This is a genomic window from Pseudomonas sp. NUPR-001 (assembly GCF_052147955.1).
Lineage (GTDB): Bacteria > Pseudomonadota > Gammaproteobacteria > Pseudomonadales > Pseudomonadaceae > Aquipseudomonas.
In genome coordinates this window covers 4,650,220-4,672,886 of sequence record NZ_CP197353.1, presented here as the reverse complement: position 1 = coordinate 4,672,886, position 22,667 = coordinate 4,650,220, and the positions used below count along the sequence as shown (strand labels likewise).

Here is a 22,667-nt window from a genome sequence, read left to right as displayed (position 1 = left end):
GCATGACTGTGACCATGAAACTCGGCCAGTTGGCCGAGTTCCTCGGCGCCACCTTGAGTGGCCCCGAGGAGCTGGAAATCACTGGCCTGGCAACCCTTCAGGAAGCCGGGCCGGGTCAATTGAGCTTTCTCGCCAATCCGCAGTACCGCAAGTACCTCGGTGACAGCCATGCCGCCGCTGTGCTGCTCAAGGCTGCCGATGCTGAGGGTTTTAGCGGCAACGCTCTGATCGTCCCTGACCCGTACCTTGCTTACGCACGTGTTTCTCACCTGTTTGATCCAAAGCCCAGGGCTGTAGCGGGAATTCATCCCAGCGCCGTGGTTGCTGACGATGCCCAGGTTGATGCCAGCGCCAGCGTTGGTGCCGGTGCGGTCATCGAAAGTGGTGCACAGATCGGGCCGGGCGTTACTATCGGCGCGCAGTGCTTCATCGGCGCCCGTTGCGTGATCGGTGAAGGTGGCTGGTTGGCCCCACGCGTTACGCTGTACCACGACGTGCGCATCGGTAAGCGCGTGGTCATTCAGTCTGGCGCGGTCATTGGCGGTGAAGGCTTCGGCTTTGCCAATGAAAAAGGTGTCTGGCAGAAGATTGCCCAGATCGGCGGTGTGAGCATCGGTGACGATGTCGAAATCGGTGTTAACACTGCAGTCGACCGTGGTGCCCTGGCTGATACCCGGATCGGTGATGGCGTCAAGCTCGACAACCAGATCCAGATCGCCCATAACGTACAGATTGGTGATCACACGGCAATGGCGGCCTGTGTCGGCATTTCCGGCAGTACCAAGATTGGCAAGCATTGCACCATCGCCGGCGGTGTTGGCATGGTGGGGCATATCGACGTCTGCGACGGCGTTTTCGTTTCTGGTATGACCATGGTCACGCGCTCGATCACCGAGCCTGGGGCTTATTCTTCCGGAACGGCAATGCAGCCGCTGGGCGAGTGGCGCAAAAGCGCTGCACGGATACGTCAGCTAGACGAGATGGCTAAACGCCTTCAACAGGTGGAAAAGCGTATCGAGGTCGTGACCTCAGGCAGCCAGACTTCATCAGAAGGCTGATACCATTTCCTGATCGAGAGTGAATAGCCACAGGCTGACTCTTTGATTTGCAAAAGGAGCGCCTGGCCAAAGCGGGCGCTCCCTATCTTTACTACAGGCTTCCCCCCGAAATGATGGACATCAACGAGATTCGCGAATACCTGCCTCACCGTTACCCGTTCCTGCTGGTGGACCGGGTAGTGGACCTGGACGTCGAGGCCCAGCGCATTCGTGCCTACAAGAATGTCAGCATCAACGAACCTTTCTTCAATGGTCACTTCCCGGCGCACCCGATCATGCCGGGCGTGCTGATCATCGAAGCCATGGCCCAGGCGGCCGGTATCCTTGGCTTCAAGATGCTCGACGTGAAACCGGCGGACGGTACCCTGTACTACTTCGTGGGTTCCGACAAACTGCGTTTCCGTCAGCCGGTGCTGCCAGGCGATCAACTGATCCTCGAGGCCAAGTTCATCAGCTGCAAGCGCCAGATCTGGAAGTTCGAGTGCCAGGCTTCGGTCGACGGCAAGCCGGTATGCTCGGCCGAGATCATCTGTGCGGAACGTAAACTATGAGTTTGATTGACCCTCGGGCAATCATCGATCCGTCGGCAAAGATTGCCGACGGCGTCGAAGTAGGCCCTTGGTCTATCGTCGGTCCGGACGTCGAGATCGGGGAGGGGACCGTCATCGGTCCGCATGTCATCCTCAAGGGACCAACCCGTATCGGTCGGCACAACCGCATCTACCAGTTTTCCTCGGTAGGTGAAGATACCCCCGACCTCAAGTACAAGGGTGAGCCAACGCGCCTGGTGATCGGTGACCACAATGTCATCCGTGAAGGCGTCACCATCCACCGTGGCACCGTGCAGGATCGTTCGGAAACCACGTTGGGCGATCACAACCTGATCATGGCCTACGCCCACATCGGCCATGACAGCGTCATCGGCAACCACTGCATTCTGGTCAATAACACCGCGTTGGCCGGGCATGTGCACGTTGATGACTGGGCAATCCTTTCCGGCTTTACCCTGGTGCATCAGTTCTGCCATATCGGCGCTCACAGCTTTTCCGGCATGGGTACCGCCATCGGCAAGGATGTACCGGCTTATGTCACGGTATTCGGTAACCCCGCCGAGGCCCGCAGCATGAACTTCGAGGGCATGCGCCGTCGTGGTTTCAGCGAAGAGGCAATTCACGCCCTGCGTCGTGCCTACAAGGTGGTTTACCGTCAGGGGCTTACTGTTGAACAAGCGATTGCCGAGCTGGCTGAGCCTGCCTCGCAGTTCCCTGAAGTCGACGTATTCCTCCAGTCGATCCAGAACTCTACCCGCGGCATCACGCGCTGATCATGGCTGAGTACTGTGTAGCGCTGGTGGCTGGCGAGGCCAGCGGCGATATTCTCGGTGCCGGACTGATGCGTGCGCTCAAGGCGCGCCATCCTCAGGTGCGTTTCATCGGTGTCGGCGGGCCGTTGATGCAGGCTGAAGGCCTGGTGTCTTACTTCCCCATGGAACGCCTGGCGGTGATGGGCCTGGTCGAGGTACTGGGGCGCCTGCGTGAGCTGCTCAAGCGCCGCAAGCTGCTGATCCAGACCCTGATCGAGGAGCGCCCGGACGTATTCATCGGTATCGATGCGCCCGACTTTACCCTCAACATCGAGCTGAACCTGCGCAAGGCCGGGATCAAGACCGTGCACTATGTCAGTCCATCGGTCTGGGCCTGGCGGCAGAAGCGTGTGCTGAAAATCCGTGAAGGCTGCGACTTGATGCTCACGCTGTTTCCCTTCGAGGCCAAGTTCTACGAAGAGAAGGGTGTGCCAGTGCGTTTTGTCGGCCATCCGCTGGCTGACAGCATTCCGCTTGAGGCTGATCGCCGGGCAGCACGTGAACAACTGGGGCTCAGTGACGGGCCGCTGGTGGCGTTGATGCCTGGCAGTCGCGGCGGGGAAGTGGGGCGTTTGGGCGCCTTGTTCCTCGATACCGCGCAGCGCTTGCGTGAATTGGTACCAGGCGTGCGTTTTGTCACGCCTTGTGCCAATGCCGAGCGTCGTGCGCAACTTGAACAGATGCTTGAAGGTCGCGACCTGCCCTTGACCCTGCTCGACGGACGCTCGCACCAGGCTTTGGCCGCTTGCGATGCGGTGTTGATCGCCTCGGGTACCGCGACCCTTGAGGCGTTGTTGTTCAAGCGCCCTATGGTGGTGGCCTACCGTTTGGCGCCGCTGACGTACTGGATTCTCAAACGCCTGGTCAAAAGCCCTTACGTGTCCCTGCCGAACCTGTTGGCACAGCGCATGCTGGTGCCCGAGTTGTTGCAGGAAGCGGCCACGCCTGAAGCCTTGGCCCAGACCCTGGCGCCGCTGGTCGAAGGTGGTGTGCAGCAGACTGAAGGTTTTGATCAGATTCACCGAACCCTGCGCCGCGATGCCTCTAATCAGGCAGCTGAAGCGGTGCTGGCCCTGCTGGAAAGCCGATAGATGCAAATGGGACTGGACTTCACGCTGGTCGAAGACCTGGTGGCCGGCGTCGATGAAGTCGGCCGTGGGCCGCTGTGTGGCGCAGTCGTAACCGCTGCGGTGATTCTCGATCCGCAGCGGCCGATTCTTGGCCTTAACGACTCGAAGAAGCTCACCGAGGCGCGCCGCGAAAAGCTGTTTGATGAAATTTGCGAAAAAGCCCTGAGCTTCTGCATTGCCCGCGCCGAAGTCGAGGAAATCGACGAGCTGAATATTCTGCACGCCACTATGCTGGCCATGCAGCGCGCGGTCGAAGGCCTGGATGTCACGCCGAAACTGGCGCTGATCGACGGTAATCGTTGCCCCAAGCTGTCGGTGCCTGCATCGCCAGTGGTCAAGGGGGATAGCCAGGTGCCGGCGATTGCTGCCGCTTCGATCCTCGCCAAAGTTACCCGTGACCGGGAAATGGCAGCGTTCGAGCTAATCTATCCGGGTTATGGCATCGGTGGGCACAAGGGGTATCCGACCCCGGTGCACCTTGAGGCGTTGGCGCGTCTGGGGCCGACACCGATTCATCGTCGCTCTTTCGCACCGGTGCGCGCTGCGCTGGAGGCACGGGAGGCGCTGAGTAACGGGTTCGCCGCAAGCTGACGTACCCGGACAAGTTTCAGTAGCCGGGATTACCCCGCGCTGGCTGATGTTTTCATCAAGGCCCGGTACAATCCGGGCCTTGTTGTTTTGTGCTGCTATAGGATCATCATGTCGGCTTCTTTCGTTCATCTTCGCCTGCACACTGAATTCTCGCTGGTCGATGGCCTGGTGCGGATCAAGCCGCTGGCCAAGGCATTGGCCGCGATGAACATGCCGGCGGTGGCGGTGACTGATCAGAGCAACATGTGTTCGCTGGTCAAGTTCTACAAAAACGCCATGGGCTCGGGGATCAAGCCGATCTGCGGTGCCGACCTGTGGCTGGCCAATGCCGATCCCGACGCGCCGCTGTCACGCATCTGCTTTCTGGCCATGGATGCAAAGGGCTATCGCAACCTGACCGAGTTGATCTCTCGCGGCTGGGTCGAAGGCCAGCGTAATGGCCTGGTGATTATCGAGCGTGACTGGATCCCAGCGGCCAGTGAGGGCCTGATCGCCCTGTCTGCGGGCAAAGAGGGCGATATCGGCATGGCGTTGCTCAGTGGCAACCTCGACGAAGCCCAGGCCTTGCTGCAAGACTGGATGGCGATGTTCCCAGAGCGCTTCTATGTCGAAGTGCAGCGCACCAACCGCGCCGGTGACGAAGAATACCTGCATGCCGCAGTGGCTCTGGCCGACAAGCTCAACGCGCCCTTGGTGGCGACCAACGATGTGCGTTTCATCAAGCAGTCGGACTACGACGCCCATGAAACCCGCGTATGCATCGGTGAAGGCCGCGCCCTGGACGACCCGCGCCGCTCGCGCAATTACAGTGATCAGCAATACCTGAAAAGCCCGGAAGAAATGGCCGAGCTGTTCAGCGATCTGCCTGACGCCGTGGCCAACACCGTGGAAATTGCCAAGCGTTGCAATATCCAGGTCCAGCTGGGCAAGCACTTCCTGCCGGACTTCCCCACCCCCAATGGCATGGGCATCGACGATTACCTGCGGCATGTCTCCCATGAAGGTCTGGAAGAGCGTCTGGCGGTGTTGTGGCCGAAAGACACCACGCCAAACTACGAAGAAAAACGTCAGGTTTACCTCGATCGCTTGAAGTTCGAGCTGGATATCATCATCCAGATGGGCTTCCCCGGTTACTTCCTGATCGTTATGGACTTCATCAAGTGGGCCAAGAACAACGGTGTGCCGGTAGGCCCGGGCCGGGGTTCGGGTGCCGGTTCGTTGGTCGCTTATGTATTGAAGATTACCGACCTCGATCCGCTGGCCTACGACCTGCTGTTCGAACGTTTCCTCAACCCCGAGCGGGTTTCCATGCCCGACTTCGACGTCGACTTCTGCATGGATGGCCGCGACCGGGTCATCGAGTACGTGGCCGACGCCTATGGCCGTAATGCGGTCAGCCAGATCATCACCTTCGGTACCATGGCCGCCAAGGCGGTGGTGCGCGACGTGGCGCGGGTACAAGGCAAGTCCTACGGCCTGGCTGATCGCCTGTCGAAAATGATCCCGTTCGAAGTCGGCATGACCCTGGAAAAGGCCTACGAGCAGGAGGAAGTGCTGCGCGACTTCCTCAAGACCGATGAGGATGCCAAGGAAATCTGGGACATGGCCCTCAAGCTTGAGGGTGTCTGTCGTGGTACCGGTAAGCACGCCGGTGGTGTGGTTATCGCGCCGACCAAGCTCACCGACTTCTCGCCGATCGCCTGTGATGAAGAGGGCGGCGGCCTGGTCACCCAGTTCGACAAGGATGATGTCGAGGCAGCGGGCCTGGTGAAGTTCGACTTTCTCGGCCTGCGGACCCTGACCATCATCAAGTGGGCGATGGAAACCATCAACCGCGAGCAGGCCAAGCAGGGCCTGGATGACCTGAACATCGACTTCATCCCGCTCGATGACAAGAAAACCTACGAGCTGCTGCAAAAGGCCGAAACCACGGCGGTATTCCAGCTTGAATCGCGGGGTATGAAAGAGCTGATCAAAAAGCTCAAGCCCGACTGCCTTGAAGACCTGATTGCACTGGTAGCACTGTTCCGTCCCGGCCCGCTGCAATCGGGCATGGTGGACGACTTCATCAACCGTAAGCACGGTCGCGCCGAGCTGGCTTACCCGCACCCGGACTACCAGTACGACGGCCTGCAGCCGGTACTGGCGCCGACCTACGGCATCATCCTGTATCAGGAACAGGTGATGCAGATTGCCCAGGTGATGGCTGGCTATACCCTGGGTGGCGCGGACATGCTGCGCCGGGCCATGGGTAAGAAAAAGCCCGAGGAAATGGCCAAGCAGCGTGGCGGCTTCATTGAGGGTTGTGCCAGCAACGGTATCGATGGCGACCTTGCGGGTAACATCTTCGATCTGGTAGAGAAATTCGCCGGTTACGGCTTCAACAAATCTCACTCCGCCGCCTATGGCCTGGTGTCGTACCAGACCGCCTGGCTGAAAACCCACTACCCGGCGCCGTTCATGGCTGCGGTACTGTCGGCGGATATGCACAACACCGACAAGGTCGTTACCTTGATCGAGGAAGTACGCAGCATGAAGCTGCGCCTCGATGCGCCAGACGTAAACACCTCCGACTTCAAATTCACGGTCAATGATGATGGTCGTATCGTCTATGGCCTGGGGGCGATCAAGGGCGTGGGTGAGGGGCCGGTAGAGGCCATTGTCGAAGCGCGCCAGGGCGGTCCGTTCAAGGATCTGTTTGATTTCTGTGAGCGCGTCGACCTCAAGCGCATCAACAAGCGCACCCTCGACGCGCTGGTGCGCAGTGGCGCCCTGGATCGCCTGGGGCCGTTTTTCCACGATGAGCTCAAGGCCTATCAGGCCAACATCGACCGCAACCGCGCGGTGTTGCTGGCAGCCATGGAAGAAGCGATCAAGTCTGCCGAACAAACCGCACGCACTGCCGACAGCGGGCATGCCGACTTGTTTGGCGGGTTGTTCGTTGAAGCCGATGCCGATGTCTATGCCAATCACCGCAAGGCCCGCGAACTGACGCTCAAGGAACGCTTGCGGGGTGAGAAAGACACCCTGGGCCTGTACCTGACCGGTCACCCGATTGACGAATATGAAGGTGAGATCCGCCGTTTCGCCCGCCAGCGCATCATCGACCTGAAACCGGCCCGCGATACCCAGACGGTCGCCGGGATGATCATTGCCCTGCGGGTGATGAAGAACAAAAAGGGCGACAAGATGGGTTTTGTCACCCTCGATGACCGCTCAGGCCGCATCGAGGCTTCGTTGTTCGCCGATGCCTTCATGGCCGCGCAGGCCTTGTTGCAGACCGACGCCATGGTGGTGGTCGAAGGCGAGGTCAGCAACGATGACTTCTCCGGCGGCCTGCGCTTGCGGGTCAAGCGGGTCATGAGCATGGAAGATGCGCGAACGAACCTGGCAGAAAGCTTGCGCCTGAAAATCCACCGCGACGCGCTCAAGGGCGATCGTCTTAACTGGTTGGGCGATCTGCTGCGCCAGCACCGGGGTGCTTGCCCGGTGACGATGGAGTACACCGGCAGCGATGCCCGGGCGATGCTGCAGTTTGGTGAAAGCTGGCGAATCGACCCGGCAGATGGTCTGATTCAGGCACTGCGTGACCAGTTCGGGCGTGAGAACGTCTTTTTGCAATATCGATGAATTTTTAATCTCGACCTGAATGCGCCTGATCCCTTAAGGTAGGGCGCCAAACGGATCAACCGGCCGGCCGCCTGGCCGTAGACCCTAGACGGATGCCTATGAACCCGAATTTTCTGGATTTCGAACAGCCGATTGCTGACCTGCAAGCCAAGATCGAAGAGCTGCGCCTGGTTGGCAATGACAACTCGCTGAACATCGGCGATGAAATCGCCCGTCTGCAAGACAAAAGCAGCACCTTGACCGAAAGCATCTTCGGTAACCTGACCAGCTGGCAGATCGCCCGCCTGGCGCGTCATCCACGTCGTCCATACACCCTGGACTACATCGACCACATCTTCACCGAGTTCGACGAGCTGCACGGTGATCGGCACTTCGCTGACGACGCCGCGATTGTCGGTGGTATCGCGCGTCTGGATGACAAACCAGTGATGGTGATCGGTCATCAGAAAGGCCGTGAAGTGCGTGAGAAAGTGCGCCGCAACTTCGGTATGCCGCGTCCGGAAGGCTACCGCAAGGCCTGCCGCCTGATGGAAATGGCTGAGCGTTTCAAGATGCCAATCCTCACCTTCATCGACACCCCGGGCGCTTACCCGGGTATCGACGCTGAAGAGCGTAACCAGAGCGAAGCGATTGCCTGGAACCTGCGGGTCATGGCGCGCCTGAAAACCCCGATCATCGCCACCGTTATCGGTGAGGGTGGTTCCGGCGGTGCGCTGGCCATTGGTGTATGCGACCAGTTGAACATGCTGCAGTACTCCACCTACTCGGTGATTTCGCCAGAAGGGTGCGCTTCGATCCTGTGGAAGACTGCCGAAAAAGCCTCTGACGCTGCCGAAGCCATGGGTATTACCGCCGAGCGCCTGAAAGGCCTGGGTATCGTTGACAAGGTCATCCCTGAGCCGCTGGGTGGTGCCCACCGTGATCCGGCTAAAATGTCGGCGTCCATTCGTGGTGATCTGATCGAGCAGCTGGACATGCTCAAGAAGTTCGACAACGACGCGCTGCTCAAGCGCCGTTATGACCGTCTGATGAGCTACGGGCTCTGATTTGAGGTCATCGCGGGGCAAGCCCGCTCCCACGGTGGGAGTGGGCTTGCCCCGCGATCGGTTGCAAACCGATGATCGATCTCAAGCGCGTACTATCCCCCTGGCTCCAGGCCCCCGCCTGGTGCGTCGCCCTCTCTGGCGGCCTCGACTCCACAGTGCTCCTGCACCTGTTGGCCAGCCTGTCCCGCCAACATCCCCTGCCTGCGATCCGCGCCATCCACATCCACCACGGCCTGCAAGCGGCTGCTGATGCCTGGCCAGCCCATTGCCAGCGGCTGTGCGACGATCTTGGCATCGAACTACAGATCATCCACGTCAAGGTCAGCCTGGGTGCCAGCCTGGAGCAGGGTGCCCGCGAGGCGCGTTATGCGGCCTTCGCTGATGCCCTGCGTCCGGGCGAAGTGCTGTTGACCGGGCAGCACCGTGAAGACCAGGCTGAAACCCTGTTGTTTCGCTTGCTGCGTGGTGCCGGGTTGCGTGGCTTGGCGGCGATGCCTGAGCAGCGCCCGCTCGGTCAGGGGGAGCTGGTTCGGCCGCTGCTTGGCGTCGCACGCGAAGAGCTGCGGCGTTATGCTCAGGCACAGCGTCTGCTGTGGGTTGAGGATCCGTCCAACGACGACCTGCAGTTTTCCCGCAACTACCTGCGTCATCAGGTGTTCCCGGCACTGCTGCACCGTTGGCCGCAGGCGGCGCAAAGCCTGGCGCGAAGTGCAGAGCACTTGAGTGAGGCGCAAGGCCTGCTGGATGAATTGGCAATTCAGGATCTGGCACTGGCGGCTTCCGCGAGCCCTTTCGACTGGCTCGGCCTCGATTCGCTGGACCTGGACGTGCTGCGCCAGTTGTCGCCTGCCCGTCAGCGCAACGCCCTGCAGTTCTGGCTGGCGCAACGCACGCGTTTGCCCGATACCCGGCATTGGGCCGGCTGGGAGGCACTGCGTGATGCAGCATCCGACGGGCGGCCACGATGGCGTCTGACCGACGGCGAGCTGCATCGCAGTCACTCACGCATCTGGTGGCTGGCTGGGCCCTGGCTGAGTGCGCCGCAGGCGCCGCAACACTGGGCCGATCCGGCTACGCCGCTGGCGCTGAGTGATAATGGCAGCGTCAGCCTCAGCGGCACGTTGCCGCAGGGGGCGTTGCACATTGCCTATCGGCAGGGGGGCGAAACCCTGACGATTCAGGGGCGGGGCCAGCGTGATCTCAAGCGCCTGCTCAACGAGCTGCAGCTACCGGCATTCGTCCGTGGCCGCCTGCCTTTGCTCTATTGTGGCGAGCAGTTGCTGGCAGTGGCCAACCTGCCGCAACTGAGCCAGGGAGCCTGGCAATTGCAGTGGTGTGTACCGACGAGCGCGCAAGGTTTGAGATGAAAGGCACATTCCGGTAGACTACGCTCCCTTCTTGATACAACTTCTGTGGCTTCCCTGAAATCACGGCAGTTGCCGATTACCAAGCAGTTCTTTGCTGGGCGATTCTAAAAATGTGTAGCGAGCTCCGTACCGGGTCTATAGCCCCCGGTCTGTCCAGACGCGGCAGTTTTTTAAGTAGCACTGTGATTGACGCAGGTGATCGGGGGCTTCGGCCTTCCTTCGCTTTCCCCGGCGGCGCAGACCGCTTTAACGCAGACTTCTAGGGTTTTACATGACGCGCTACATATTCGTCACGGGCGGTGTTGTTTCTTCATTGGGGAAAGGCATTGCCTCGGCTTCATTGGCGGCCATCCTGGAGGCGCGGGGGCTCAAGGTCACCATGCTCAAGCTGGACCCGTACATCAACGTCGACCCGGGCACCATGAGCCCGTTCCAGCACGGTGAAGTGTTCGTTACCCACGACGGCGCCGAAACCGACCTGGACCTGGGCCACTACGAGCGGTTCATCCGCACGACCATGACCCAGAACAACAACTTCACCACCGGCCGTATCTACGAGCACGTGCTGCGCAAAGAGCGCCGTGGTGATTACCTGGGTGCGACCATCCAGGTCATTCCGCACATCACCGACGAGATCAAGCGCCGCATCATCAAGGGTGCTGGCGATGCCGACGTGGCCCTGGTGGAAATCGGCGGTACTGTAGGTGACATCGAGTCGCAACCGTTCCTCGAAGCAATCCGTCAGCTGCGCGTTGAAGTAGGCTCCAAGCGCGCCATGCTCATGCACCTGACGCTGGTGCCGTACATCGCCACCGCTGGCGAGACCAAAACCAAGCCGACTCAGCACTCGGTCAAAGAGCTGCGCTCCATCGGCCTGCAGCCTGATGTGCTGATCTGCCGCTCCGACCATCCGGTCGATGTGTCGTCGCGTCGCAAGATCGCCCTGTTCACCAACGTTGAAGAACGTGCGGTGATTTCGCTGGAAGACGTCGACACCATCTACAAGATTCCTGCCGTGCTGCACGCCCAGGGCCTGGACGACTTCGTCGTAGAGCGCTTTGGCCTGCAGTGCAATGGCGCTGACTTGTCCGAGTGGGAAAAGGTGGTTGATGCCAAGCTCAATCCTGAGCATGAAGTCACCATCGCCATGGTCGGCAAGTACATGGAACTGCTGGACGCCTACAAGTCGCTGATCGAAGCGATGAGCCATGCCGGTATCCAGAACCGTACCAAGGTCAACCTGCGTTACATCGACTCCGAAGACATCGAGAACCAGGGCACCAGCCTGCTCGAAGGTGCCGATGCGATCCTGGTACCGGGCGGCTTTGGCCTGCGCGGTGTCGAAGGCAAGATCACTGCCGTGCAATATGCTCGCGAGAACAAGGTTCCGTACCTGGGTATCTGCCTGGGCATGCAGGTCGCTGTGATCGAGTTCGCCCGTAACGTCATGGGCTGGAAAGATGCCAACTCCACCGAGTTCGATCGCAACAGCGGTCACCCGGTAGTGGGTCTGATCACCGAGTGGGAAGATGCCACCGGCGCTGTTGAGACCCGTGACGAAGCCTCCGACCTGGGCGGCACCATGCGTCTGGGCGCTCAGGAGTGCCAGCTGGAAAGCGGCTCCAAAGTCCACGATTGCTACGCCAAGGACGTGATCGTCGAGCGTCATCGTCATCGTTACGAAGTGAACAACAAACTGCTGCCACAGCTGGTCGAAGCGGGCCTGAAGGTTTCTGGTCGTTCCGGCGACGGCGCGCTGGTCGAAGTGGTCGAGTCGAAGGATCATCCGTGGTTCGTCGCTTGCCAGTTCCACCCTGAGTTCACCTCGACGCCGCGTGACGGTCACCCGCTGTTCAGCGGTTTCGTCAAGGCTGCATTGGCTCAAAAGAACAAGGCCTGATACATGACTCAGAAGATCATCCGCGTCGGTAACATCGAGATCGCCAACGACAAGCCGTTCGTTCTGTTCGGCGGCATGAACGTGCTGGAGTCCCGTGACCTGGCTATGAAGGTCTGCGAAGAGTACGTGCGGGTTACCGAGAAGCTCGGTATCCCTTACGTGTTCAAGGCCAGCTTCGACAAGGCCAACCGTTCGTCGATCAACTCTTACCGTGGCCCAGGCCTGGAAGAGGGGATGAAGATCTTCGAAGAGATCAAGCGCACCTTCAACGTGCCCGTGATTACCGATGTGCACGAGCCGCACCAGGCGCAAGCCGTGGCAGACGTGTGCGACATCATCCAGTTGCCTGCCTTCCTGTCGCGTCAAACCGACCTGGTGGTGGCCATGGCCAAAACGGGCGCAGTGATCAACATCAAGAAAGCCCAGTTCCTCGCACCTCAGGAAATGAAACACATCCTGACCAAGTGCGAGGAAGCCGGTAACGAGCAGTTGATCCTCTGTGAGCGTGGCTCGAGCTTTGGCTACAACAACCTTGTGGTTGACATGCTCGGCTTCGGTATCATGAAGCAGTTCCAATACCCGGTGTTCTTCGACGTGACCCACGCCCTGCAGATGCCGGGTGGTCGCTCCGATTCCGCCGGTGGCCGCCGTGCCCAGGTTACCGACCTGGCCAAGGCCGGTCTGAGCCAGGGCCTGGCCGGGCTTTTCCTTGAAGCCCACCCTGACCCGGACAACGCCAAGTGCGACGGTCCATGCGCCCTGCGCCTGGACAAACTGGAGCCATTCCTGGCCCAGCTCAAGCAACTGGACGATCTGGTGAAGAGTTTTCCGACGGTAGAAACCGCGTAATCCTCATTTCTCCGGTAAAGTACCGCTCGTTCAACCCCTGACCCACGGGTCAGGGGCACGCTTTCGTCAGGCCTGCCCGTTTTCAACAGCCAGGCGAACGGCAAAGATTTTTTTCAGCTGCGTTGTTTTCGTCAATTCTGGAGTGCTTACAACAATGGCAAAAATCGTCGACATCAAAGGTCGTGAAGTTCTCGATTCGCGTGGTAACCCTACCGTAGAAGCGGACGTGCTGCTCGACAACGGCATCATCGGCAGCGCCTGCGCGCCGTCCGGTGCTTCCACTGGCTCGCGCGAAGCGCTGGAGCTGCGTGATGGCGACAAGAGCCGTTACATGGGTAAGGGCGTACTGAAAGCTGTTGCCAACATCAACGGCCCGATCCGTAGCCTGCTGCTGGGTAAAGATCCGGTTGACCAGAAAGCCCTCGACCGCGCCATGATCGAGCTGGACGGCACCGAGAACAAAGCCAACCTGGGCGCTAACGCCATCCTCGCCGTGTCGCTGGCTGCTGCCAAGGCCGCTGCACAGGATCAGGACTTGCCGCTGTACGCGCACATCGCCAACCTCAACGGCACCCCGGGTCAGTACTCGATGCCGGTTCCGATGATGAACATCATCAACGGTGGCGAGCACGCCGACAACAACGTCGACATTCAGGAGTTCATGGTTCAGCCGGTTGGCGCCAAGACCTTCTCGGATGGCCTGCGCATGGGCACCGAAATTTTCCATCACCTCAAAGCCGTGCTCAAGGCCCGTGGCCTGAACACCGCTGTAGGTGACGAAGGTGGTTTCGCACCTAACCTGGCTTCCAACGAAGACGCCCTGGGCGCCATCGCTGAAGCTGTGGCCAACGCTGGTTACAAGCTGGGCACCGACGTGACCCTGGCACTGGACTGCGCGGCCAGCGAATTCTACGAAGACGGCAAGTACAACCTGTCCGGCGAAGGCAAGTCGTTCGACGCCGAAGGTTTTGCCGAGTACCTGAAGGGTCTGACCGAGCGTTTCCCGATCATCTCGATCGAAGACGGTCTGGACGAGTCCGACTGGGCTGGCTGGAAGATCCTCACCGACAAGATCGGTGCCAAGGTACAACTGGTCGGTGACGACCTGTTCGTGACCAACACCAAGATCTTGAAAGAAGGCATCGACAAGCAGATCGGCAACTCGATCCTGATCAAGTTCAACCAGATCGGCTCGCTGACCGAAACCCTGGAAGCCATCCAGATGGCCAAGGCTGCCGGTTACACTGCCGTCATCTCGCACCGTTCGGGCGAAACCGAAGATTCGACCATTGCCGACCTCGCTGTAGGTACCGCTGCTGGCCAGATCAAAACCGGTTCGCTGTGCCGTTCCGACCGCGTTTCCAAGTACAACCAGCTGCTGCGTATCGAAGAGCAACTGGGCAGCAAGGCTGTGTACCGTGGTCGTGCCGAGTTTCGCGGCTAAGCAAGAGATGGTAAAAAGACAGCAGCCAAGGTGTGCAGAACAACCATACTGAGTGTTCTGCATGCCATTGCAGCAGGTCTGAATACACAAAGCCTGGCTTCGGCCAGGCTTCGTGCCATCAGTGCCCTGCAGAGGTGGCAGTCTTTTTCCACTGGATACCCTGATGCGCAGTCCCTATTGGTTGTTCCTCGTTCTGCTCCTGCTGCTCGGTGGCCTGCAGTACCGTTTGTGGGTAGGCAATGGCAGCCTGGCCCATGTCGCCGAACTCAAGCAACAGATTGCTGACCAGCACGCCGAAAACGAGCGTTTGCTGGAGCGTAATCGCGTGCTTGATGCAGAAGTCATGGAGTTGAAGAAAGGTATGGAAACCGTCGAAGAACGGGCTCGCCATGAATTGGGTATGGTCAAAGAGGGCGAAACCCTCTACCAGCTTGCCCAATGAACCAGACCTTGCCGGCCTTCTGGGCCGTGATTCCCGCTGCGGGTGTTGGTGCCCGCATGGCTGCCGACCGTCCCAAGCAGTACCTGCAGTTGGGCGGCAAGACCATTCTCGAGCATAGCCTCGACTGTTTTCTTGACCATCCCTGTGTCAAAGGGGTGGTAGTCAGCGTTGCTGCTGACGATCCTTACTGGCCGGGCTTGCGCTGTGCCAGTGACCCGCGCATCCAGCGTGCCGCTGGTGGCCAGGAGCGCGCAGACTCGGTGCTCAACGCCTTGCTGTTGCTGCACGCCCAAGGCGCTGCCGACAGTGACTGGGTGCTGGTGCACGACGCCGCTCGCCCGAACCTGGCGCGCAGCGACCTCGACCGCTTGCTGTTCGAGCTTGCGGACGATCCAGTTGGTGGGCTGTTGGCCGTGCCGGCCCGCGACACGCTCAAGCGTGCCAACGCCGATGGCCGGGTCAGCAAGACCATTGATCGCAGCACGGTATGGCAGGCGTATACCCCGCAGATGTTCCGCCTTGGCGCGCTGCACCGGGCGCTGGCCGATAGCCTGGTGGCGGATGTGGCAATCACCGATGAGTCATCGGCGATCGAATGGGCCGGGCAATCACCGCGGTTGATCGAAGGGCGTAGCGATAACATCAAGGTCACCCGGCCGGAAGACCTGGAGTGGTTGCGTCAGCGTTGGAGTCAGCGTAAGTAATCGCGGGCTCTACATCACCCCTGTGGGAGCGGGCTTGCCCCGCGATACTCCGGTAACCCCGCCAACCCCTCACGTAAATAATCCACCAGCCTACGCACCTTCGGCGACAAATGCCGCTGCTGCGGATACAACGCCCACACCGCCGTATTAGGCGGCTGCTGCGCCTCAAGCAGCGACACCAACGCCCCGGTTTTCAGGTGCTCAAGCACGTAGTAATCGGGCAACTGACACAACCCCACGCCCTGCAACGCCGCATCCAGTACCGCCTGGCCGCTGTTGCAGCGCCAGTTGCCTTGCACCCGCAAACCTTGCTCCCGACCGTCCTGCTGCAGGGTCCAGATATCTGAACTGCCAATCAGGCAATTGTGCCGGGCCAGCTCCGACACGCTGTGCGGCCGACCGTACCGCTCCAGATACGCCGGTGAAGCGCACAGGTACATGCGGCGCGGCGCCAGGCGCGTGGCAATCAGGCGTGAGTCCTGTAACCGGCCCAGGCGAATCGCCAGGTCCATCCCTTCGTGCAGCAAATCCAGGGTGCGGTTGCTCAGTTCGATATCGACCCGCAATTGCGGGTACAGCGCCATGAAGCGCGTGACCAGCGGCACGATAAAGCGCTCGCCATAGGCAACCGCGCAGGTCATGCGCAACAAGCCCTTGGGTTCGCTGGTCAGATCGCTCATCGCGCGTAAGGCTTCCTCGCGACCATCTTGCAGGCGTTGGCAGTGCTGCAGGAAGGTTTGCCCGGCTTCGCTCAAAGTGACTTTGCGCGTGCTGCGGTACAGCAGGCGCGTCTGCAGGCGGTCTTCAAGGCGGGCGATCTGGCGGCTGATGTGCGAAGACGAAACCCCCAGGCGCTCCGCCGCCGCGGTGAACTGACCTGATTCGGCGACTGCGACAAACTCGTCGATACCTTCCCAGCGGCTACTCATCGATTATCCCTGAACAGCAATAATGTTTTGTCTTTGCCTGGATTATTAAGCAAATGGCGATGAATTACACTTCCAGCTTGAACTGACCCCTTAGCTGGAGAAGATTGATGATCAAGTCCCGTGCCGCCGTTGCCTTCGAGGCCAAGAAACCGCTGGAGATTGTCGAAGTCGATGTGGCCATGCCCAAGGCGGGCGAAGTGCTGTTGCGTGTGGTCGCCAGCGGTGTTTGCCATACCGATGCCTACACCCTCTCCGGTGCCGACCCGGAAGGTATCTTCCCGTCGATTCTCGGCCATGAAGGCGGCGCTATTGTCGAGGCGGTGGGCGAGGGCGTGACCTCGGTGGCGGTGGGTGATCATGTCATTCCGCTGTACACCCCAGAATGCGGCCAGTGCAAATTCTGCCGCTCGGGCAAGACCAACCTGTGCCAAGCGATTCGTGCGACCCAGGGCAAAGGGCTGATGCCGGACGGCACCACGCGCTTCTCCTACAAAGGCCAGCAACTGTTCCACTACATGGGCACCTCGACGTTCTCCGAGTACACCGTACTGCCGGAAATTTCCGTGGCCAAGATCCAGAAAGAAGCGCCGCTGGAGAAGGTCTGCCTGCTAGGCTGTGGTGTGACCACCGGTATCGGTGCTGTGCTCAATACCGCCAAGGTCAAGCCGGGCGACACCGTGGCAGTCTTCGGCCTGGGCGGCATCGGGCTTTCGGCGATCATCGGCGCGGTCAAGGCCAAGGCCTCGCGCATCATTGCCGTCGACATCAATCCGAGCAAATTTGAAATCGCCAAGCAGCTCGGCGCTACCGATTGCGTCAACCCGAAAGACTACGACCGCCCGATCCAGGAAGTCATCGTTGACCTCACTGACGGCGGAGTGGACTTCTCCTTCGAGTGCGTCGGCAACGTGCAACTGATGCGCGCGGCCCTGGAGTGCTGCCACAAGGGCTGGGGTGAGTCGGTGATCATTGGTGTGGCTGGCGCCGGTCAAGAAATCTCTACCCGTCCGTTCCAGCTGGTGACCGGCCGGGTCTGGCGCGGTTCGGCGTTCGGTGGCGTACGTGGCCGCAGCGAGCTGCCAAGCTACGTGGAGATGTCGGAGAAAGGCGAAATCCCGCTGGACACCTTCATCACCCACACCATGGGCCTGGAAGACATCAACAAAGCTTTCGACCTGATGCATGAAGGCAAGAGCATCCGCAGCGTCATCCACTTCTGAGGTTTGCCATGAGCCTGGAAAACATTTCCTGTCAGAAGAGCTTCGGTGGTTGGCACAAGCGCTACCGGCACCGCTCCGAAGTGCTCGGTTGCGACATGGTGTTTGCCGTCTACCTGCCGCCGCAGGCGGAGCAGGGCGGAAAGCTACCGGTACTGTACTGGCTCAGCGGCCTGACCTGCACCGACGAGAACTTCATGCAAAAGGCCGGCGCGCACAAGCTCGCCGCCGAGCTGGGACTGATCATCGTGGCTCCCGACACCAGCCCGCGTGGGCCTCAGGTGCCGGGCGATCCCGACGGTGCATGGGATTTTGGCCTGGGCGCGGGTTTCTACCTGAACGCCAGCGAGCAACCTTGGGCTCAGCACTACCGCATGCATGATTACGTGGTGCAAGAGCTGCCGAAGCTGGTCGAGGCGCATTTCCCTGCCTCCGATCGCCGTGGTATCAGCGGTCACTCGATGGGCGGCCATGGCGCGCTGGTGTGCGCACTGCGCAACCCCGGGCGCTATCACTCGGTGTCGGCGTTCGCGCCCATCAGCAACCCGATGGATTGTCCGTGGGGGCAGAAGGCGTTTTCCCGCTACCTTGGCGAAGACCGCACGCGCTGGCGCGAATGGGATGCCACTGTACTGATCGCCGAGGCGCAGGAACGCTTGCCGTTGCTGATCGATCAGGGGGATCGTGATGACTTCCTGGAAAACCAGCTAAAACCGCAGGCGTTACTGCAGGCGGCCAAGGCAGTTGGCCATCCTCTGGAGCTGCGTTTGCAGCCAGGTTATGACCATAGTTACTACTTCATTGCCAGCTTTATCGACGAGCATCTGCGCCATCATGGGGTGGCACTGGGTTTGTTGTAGGAGCTTCCCTACAAATGAGCCAAAGGCTCGCCAAAGCAGGTAGAATCACGCCCTGACTCAATCAGGGCGTTTTTTTATGCGTATTGGCCACGGCTACGATGTGCACCGCTTCGCGGAAGGCGATTTCATCACCTTGGGTGGGGTGCGCATTGCGCACAGGTTCGGGCTGCTGGCCCATTCCGATGGCGACGTGTTGCTGCACGCCCTGAGTGATGCGCTGCTGGGCGCCGCTGCGCTGGGCGACATCGGCAAGCATTTCCCTGATACCGATCCGCAGTTCAAGGGCGCTGACAGCCGTGTGTTGCTGCGTCACGTGGTCAAGATCGTGCAGGCCAAAGGCTGGCAGGTCGGCAACGTAGACGCCACCATCGTCGCCCAGGCGCCGAAGATGGCACCGCATATCGACAGCATGCGCGCATTGATTGCCGAAGACCTGCAGGTCGAGCTCGATCAGGTCAACGTCAAGGCCACCACTACCGAGAAGCTTGGCTTCACCGGTCGCGAAGAAGGCATTGCGGTTCACGCCGTCGCCTTGTTGCTGCCAGCATGACCGAACTGGAACTTCTCGGCCCGCGTGCATCGGGCCCGGCACTTGGCAGCGCCATTCTCAAGGCCGTCGCTGAAGACTTTCAGGTTGACGAAGTCCTCGACATTCCTTTGTCTGGTACGGGCGAGCACCTGTGGTTGTGGGTCGAAAAACGCGACCTCAATACCGAAGAAGCTGCCCGCCGCCTGGCCCGTGCAGCCGGTGTGCCGCTGCGCAATATCAGTTATGCCGGCCTCAAGGATCGCCAGGCCCTGACCCGTCAATGGTTCAGCCTGCACCTGCCGGGCAAGGCCGATCCAGACTTGAGCGCGGCGGAAAACGAAACCCTGAGCATCCTCAAGCAGACCCGCCATTCGCGCAAATTGCAGCGCGGTGCGCATTCGGCCAACGGCTTCACCTTGCGCCTGACCGGCCTGAACGCCGATCACCCGGCGCTGGACGCCCGCCTTGAGCAACTGAAAGCTCAGGGAGTTCCCAATTACTTTGGCGCGCAACGCTTCGGTCATGAGGGTGGCAATGTGCACGATGCCCGCGACTGGGCGGAGCGCCAGGCCTTGCCGGAGCAGCGCAATGTGCGCTCACGGCTGCTCTCAAGTGCACGCAGCTATCTGTTCAACCAGGTCCTGGCACAGCGTGTAGCCGATGGCAGCTGGCAGCAGGCTCAGGTCGGTGACCTGTTAGCCTTTACCGACAGCCGCAGCTTTTTTCCGGCCGGCGAGGCGGAGTGTTCCGATCCGCGCCTGGCTATTCTCGACTTGCACCCTACCGGCCCGCTGTGGGGCGAAGGGCAGTCAACTGCGGCGGGTGTCGCTGGTGCGCTGGAACAGCGAATCGGTGAGCAGCACGCAGCGTTGTGCCAATGGTTGGCGCGGGCAGGCATGAGCCATGAGCGTCGTATCCTGCGACTGCCCATTGGCGGTCTGACGTGGCATTATCCCGAGCCTGATATTCTGCAACTGGAATTCGTCCTTCCGGCCGGATGCTTTGCCACCGTGGTGGTGCGCGAGCTCGTTGATCTGGTGTCGGCAGGGCAGACGGACAGCCCATGCGTATTCTGATTTCGAATGATGATGGTGTCACCGCCCCCGGACTTGCAGCGCTGCATGCTGCGCTGGCGGACTATGCCGACTGTGTGGTCATTGCCCCGGATCAAGACAAAAGCGGCGCCAGCAGTTCGCTGACGCTCGACCGGCCGCTGTGTCCGCAAACCTTGGCCAATGGCTACATCAGCCTCAACGGGACGCCGACCGACTGCGTGCACCTGGGGCTCAATGGTCTGCTGGAGACGACCCCGGACATGGTGGTGTCGGGGATCAACCTGGGTGCGAACCTGGGTGACGATGTGCTGTATTCCGGCACCGTGGCCGCTGCCCTTGAGGGGCGCTTCCTGGGTGGTACCTCCTTCGCGTTCTCGCTGCTCTCGCGCCTGCCCGACAACCTGCCGACGGCGGCGTACTTTGCGCGTAAGCTGGTCGAGGCGCACAAGAGCCTGGAATTGCCGCCGCGAACCGTGCTCAATGTGAATATTCCCAACTTGCCGCTTGAGCATATCCGCGGCATTCAGCTCACACGTCTGGGGCATCGCGCCCGTGCTGCGGCGCCGACCAAGGTGGTTAATCCACGGGGTAAGGAAGGCTACTGGATCGCGGTGGCGGGGGATGCCGAAGATGGTGGCCCCGGCACGGATTTTCATGCGGTGATGCAAGGGTATGTTTCGATCACACCATTGCAGCTCGACCGCACCTTCAATGATGCTTTCGAGCGTCTGGATGGTTGGCTGGAGGGGCTGCTCTGATGCGTGAACAGGAGGATCTGATGCGCCATGGTATCGGTTTTACCTCGCAGCGAACCCGTGAGCGGCTGATTCAGCGGTTGATCGAAGAAGGTGTGTCCAACCCCAAGGTCATCGACGTGCTGCGCCGTACGCCCCGGCACCTGTTCGTCGATGAGGCACTGGCACACCGCGCCTATGAGGACACCGCGTTGCCGATCGGCAACAACCAGACGATTTCTCAGCCGTTCATGGTCGCGCACATGAGTGAGCTGCTGCTACAGGCGGGCCCGCTGGACAAGGTGCTGGAGATTGGCACCGGGTCGGGTTATCAAACGGCGATCCTCGCGCAACTGGTCGAACGGGTATTCTCGGTAGAGCGCATCAAGGTCCTGCAGGATCGCGCCAAGGAGCGCTTGACCGAACTCAACCTGCGTAACGTGGTATTCCGTTGGGGCGACGGCTGTGAGGGTTGGCCGGCGCTGGCACCTTACAATGGCATCATCGTCACCGCAGTGGCTCAGGAAGTTCCCCAGGCATTGCTTGACCAACTTGCTCCGGGTGGGCGCATGGTCATTCCCGTGGGGCCGACAGGCGACACCCAGCATTTGATGCTGATCGTGCGTGAAGAGCATGGTTTCTCGCAGCAGGTACTGGGTGCTGTGCGTTTTGTGCCGTTGCTGACCGGTCCTCTGGCCTGATCAGGACTTTTTTTCAGCGCAAGCGAATTCCTCTGGCTTTGCCCTGTCTATCTGGCGGGCTACCCTGTTCGGTCGGGGTTCACATTTTGCGCATGCCCGGCATCCGCAAGGCGTATGCCCTCGGTTATAATTGCAACAATATTGCATTTTCACAGCAGTCACCATGAGAGGGAGCGGCGGGTGAGTCACACAATCATTCAGCAGTGCAGAGGAAATTCGAGCTTCAAGCTTCTGCTGATTGCACTTGCCGTAGGTTCGCTGGTGTCGGGTTGCTCCAGCACGTCCACCAGCAGCGGTGCTCGTGTGGTCGACCGTACTGCAACGGCGCCCAAGCGTCCCGCTACCACCAGCGGCCAGTACGTCGTTCGCCCTGGCGATACCCTTTACTCCATCGCCTTTCGCTATGGCTGGGACTACAAGGCCCTGGCAGCGCGCAACAACATTGCAGCGCCTTACACCATCCGTCCTGGCCAGGCGATCCGTTTTGACGGCGGCACCAACGGGCCGGCCAGAGGCGCCACCACCGTGGTGACCACCTCGTCCTCGCCGTCGAGCAAGACCACCATCACCACGCGCCCGGCAGGCACACCAGCCAAGCCTGTAACGACCACCCCAGTGACGCCTGCACCGGCTCCGGCGCCTGTAGTCGCCACCACCACACCGGCACCGGTTCAGGTGTCTGCCGCAGAGCGCGCAGTGGGTGGCTGGGGGTGGCCGGCCAGTGGCGTACTGATTGGAAAATTTGCTTCAAACGGCAGTTTGAATAAAGGCATTGATATCGCCGGTGATTTGGGACAGCCTGTTTTTGCTGCGTCTGATGGTTCAGTTGTCTACGCCGGAAGTGGCTTGCGGGGCTACGGCGAGTTGATCATCATCAAGCACAGCGATACCTACGTCAGTGCCTACGGTCACAACCGCAGGCTTTTGGTTCGGGAGGGACAGCAGGTCAAAGTTGGGCAGACAATTGCCGAAATGGGTTCCACGGGCACAGACCGGGTGAAGCTGCATTTTGAGATTCGCCGCCAGGGCAAACCTGTTGATCCGCTGCAATTCCTGCCGCGTCGTTGATTGCTAGTACCCGGCCTGTTCCTCGCGTAGAGGGGACAGGCTCCAGCGAT

The 22,667-nt window shown here is 60.3% G+C and carries 21 protein-coding genes; 20 read left to right on the top strand and 1 reads right to left on the bottom strand.

Annotation, left to right across the window (positions count from 1 at the left end; all coding sequences use genetic code 11):
* The first annotated feature begins 2 nt into the window (after positions 1–2).
* From lpxD to ispD, 13 genes are all read left to right on the top strand, one after another.
* Positions 3–1,058 carry a UDP-3-O-(3-hydroxymyristoyl)glucosamine N-acyltransferase gene (lpxD, locus tag ACP6KB_RS21425; protein WP_442114358.1) on the top strand — a complete coding sequence of 352 codons (1,056 nt, stop codon included), beginning with the start codon at positions 3–5 and terminating at the stop codon, positions 1,056–1,058.
* 110 nt (positions 1,059–1,168) lie between these two features.
* Positions 1,169–1,609, top strand: coding sequence for a 3-hydroxyacyl-ACP dehydratase FabZ (fabZ, locus tag ACP6KB_RS21420; RefSeq protein WP_038613986.1), 441 nt, complete (start codon positions 1,169–1,171; stop codon positions 1,607–1,609).
* A complete protein-coding gene (lpxA, locus tag ACP6KB_RS21415; protein WP_442109264.1) occupies positions 1,606–2,382 on the top strand; it encodes an acyl-ACP--UDP-N-acetylglucosamine O-acyltransferase in 777 nt (258 codons plus the stop codon). Before fabZ ends, lpxA begins: the two co-directional genes overlap by 4 nt.
* A 2-nt stretch (positions 2,383–2,384) precedes the next feature.
* On the top strand, positions 2,385–3,512 hold the full coding sequence (gene lpxB / locus ACP6KB_RS21410) for a lipid-A-disaccharide synthase (RefSeq protein WP_442109263.1): 1,128 nt from the start codon (positions 2,385–2,387) through the stop codon (positions 3,510–3,512).
* A complete protein-coding gene (rnhB, locus tag ACP6KB_RS21405) occupies positions 3,513–4,142 on the top strand; it encodes a ribonuclease HII (protein ID WP_442109262.1) in 630 nt (209 codons plus the stop codon).
* Between the two features lie 108 nt (positions 4,143–4,250).
* Positions 4,251–7,772: a DNA polymerase III subunit alpha gene (dnaE, locus tag ACP6KB_RS21400; RefSeq protein ID WP_442109261.1), complete on the top strand. Its 3,522-nt coding sequence runs from the start codon at positions 4,251–4,253 to the stop codon at positions 7,770–7,772.
* Positions 7,773–7,870: 98 nt separating this feature from the next.
* Positions 7,871–8,818, top strand: coding sequence for an acetyl-CoA carboxylase carboxyltransferase subunit alpha (locus tag ACP6KB_RS21395; protein WP_442109260.1), 948 nt, complete (start codon positions 7,871–7,873; stop codon positions 8,816–8,818).
* Positions 8,819–8,889: 71 nt separating this feature from the next.
* A complete protein-coding gene (gene tilS / locus ACP6KB_RS21390) occupies positions 8,890–10,185 on the top strand; it encodes a tRNA lysidine(34) synthetase TilS (RefSeq protein WP_442109259.1) in 1,296 nt (431 codons plus the stop codon).
* 271 nt (positions 10,186–10,456) lie between these two features.
* Positions 10,457–12,085: a CTP synthase gene (locus ACP6KB_RS21385; RefSeq protein WP_442109258.1), complete on the top strand. Its 1,629-nt coding sequence runs from the start codon at positions 10,457–10,459 to the stop codon at positions 12,083–12,085.
* Between the two features lie 3 nt (positions 12,086–12,088).
* Complete coding sequence (gene kdsA, locus ACP6KB_RS21380) at positions 12,089–12,934, top strand: 3-deoxy-8-phosphooctulonate synthase (protein ID WP_442109257.1); 846 nt, start codon at positions 12,089–12,091, stop codon at positions 12,932–12,934.
* Between the two features lie 154 nt (positions 12,935–13,088).
* Positions 13,089–14,378 (top strand): phosphopyruvate hydratase, encoded by a 1,290-nt coding sequence (gene eno, locus ACP6KB_RS21375; RefSeq protein WP_442109256.1) that lies wholly within the window; start codon positions 13,089–13,091, stop codon positions 14,376–14,378.
* 163 nt (positions 14,379–14,541) lie between these two features.
* Positions 14,542–14,820, top strand: coding sequence for a cell division protein FtsB (ftsB, locus tag ACP6KB_RS21370; protein ID WP_442109255.1), 279 nt, complete (start codon positions 14,542–14,544; stop codon positions 14,818–14,820).
* On the top strand, positions 14,817–15,524 hold the full coding sequence (gene ispD / locus ACP6KB_RS21365) for a 2-C-methyl-D-erythritol 4-phosphate cytidylyltransferase (RefSeq protein WP_442109254.1): 708 nt from the start codon (positions 14,817–14,819) through the stop codon (positions 15,522–15,524). The genes ftsB and ispD overlap by 4 nt, the downstream gene beginning before the upstream one ends.
* 14 nt (positions 15,525–15,538) lie before the next feature.
* On the opposite strand, the gene ACP6KB_RS21360 is transcribed toward ispD, so the two are convergent.
* A complete protein-coding gene (locus ACP6KB_RS21360) occupies positions 15,539–16,453 on the bottom strand; it encodes a LysR substrate-binding domain-containing protein (protein WP_442109253.1) in 915 nt (304 codons plus the stop codon).
* Positions 16,454–16,560: 107 nt separating this feature from the next.
* On the opposite strand from ACP6KB_RS21360, the gene ACP6KB_RS21355 reads away from it, so the two are divergent.
* The 7 genes from ACP6KB_RS21355 (at position 16,561) to ACP6KB_RS21325 (ending at position 22,617) form a co-directional block, all read left to right on the top strand.
* Entirely contained in the window at positions 16,561–17,673 is a 1,113-nt protein-coding gene (locus ACP6KB_RS21355; RefSeq protein ID WP_442109252.1) for an S-(hydroxymethyl)glutathione dehydrogenase/class III alcohol dehydrogenase, read from the top strand.
* Between the two features lie 8 nt (positions 17,674–17,681).
* Positions 17,682–18,530: an S-formylglutathione hydrolase gene (gene fghA, locus ACP6KB_RS21350; protein ID WP_442109251.1), complete on the top strand. Its 849-nt coding sequence runs from the start codon at positions 17,682–17,684 to the stop codon at positions 18,528–18,530.
* 76 nt (positions 18,531–18,606) lie between these two features.
* Positions 18,607–19,080 carry a 2-C-methyl-D-erythritol 2,4-cyclodiphosphate synthase gene (gene ispF / locus ACP6KB_RS21345; protein WP_442109250.1) on the top strand — a complete coding sequence of 158 codons (474 nt, stop codon included), beginning with the start codon at positions 18,607–18,609 and terminating at the stop codon, positions 19,078–19,080.
* Positions 19,077–20,135: a tRNA pseudouridine(13) synthase TruD gene (truD, locus tag ACP6KB_RS21340; RefSeq protein WP_442109249.1), complete on the top strand. Its 1,059-nt coding sequence runs from the start codon at positions 19,077–19,079 to the stop codon at positions 20,133–20,135. The genes ispF and truD overlap by 4 nt, the downstream gene beginning before the upstream one ends.
* Positions 20,123–20,872: a 5'/3'-nucleotidase SurE gene (gene surE, locus ACP6KB_RS21335; protein WP_442109248.1), complete on the top strand. Its 750-nt coding sequence runs from the start codon at positions 20,123–20,125 to the stop codon at positions 20,870–20,872. Before truD ends, surE begins: the two co-directional genes overlap by 13 nt.
* Positions 20,873–20,892: 20 nt before the next feature.
* Positions 20,893–21,549, top strand: a complete 657-nt coding sequence (locus ACP6KB_RS21330; protein ID WP_442109247.1) for a protein-L-isoaspartate(D-aspartate) O-methyltransferase — start codon at positions 20,893–20,895, stop codon at positions 21,547–21,549.
* A 180-nt stretch (positions 21,550–21,729) separates the two neighbouring features.
* Positions 21,730–22,617 carry a peptidoglycan DD-metalloendopeptidase family protein gene (locus tag ACP6KB_RS21325; RefSeq protein WP_442109246.1) on the top strand — a complete coding sequence of 296 codons (888 nt, stop codon included), beginning with the start codon at positions 21,730–21,732 and terminating at the stop codon, positions 22,615–22,617.
* The last annotated feature ends 50 nt before the right edge of the window (positions 22,618–22,667 follow it).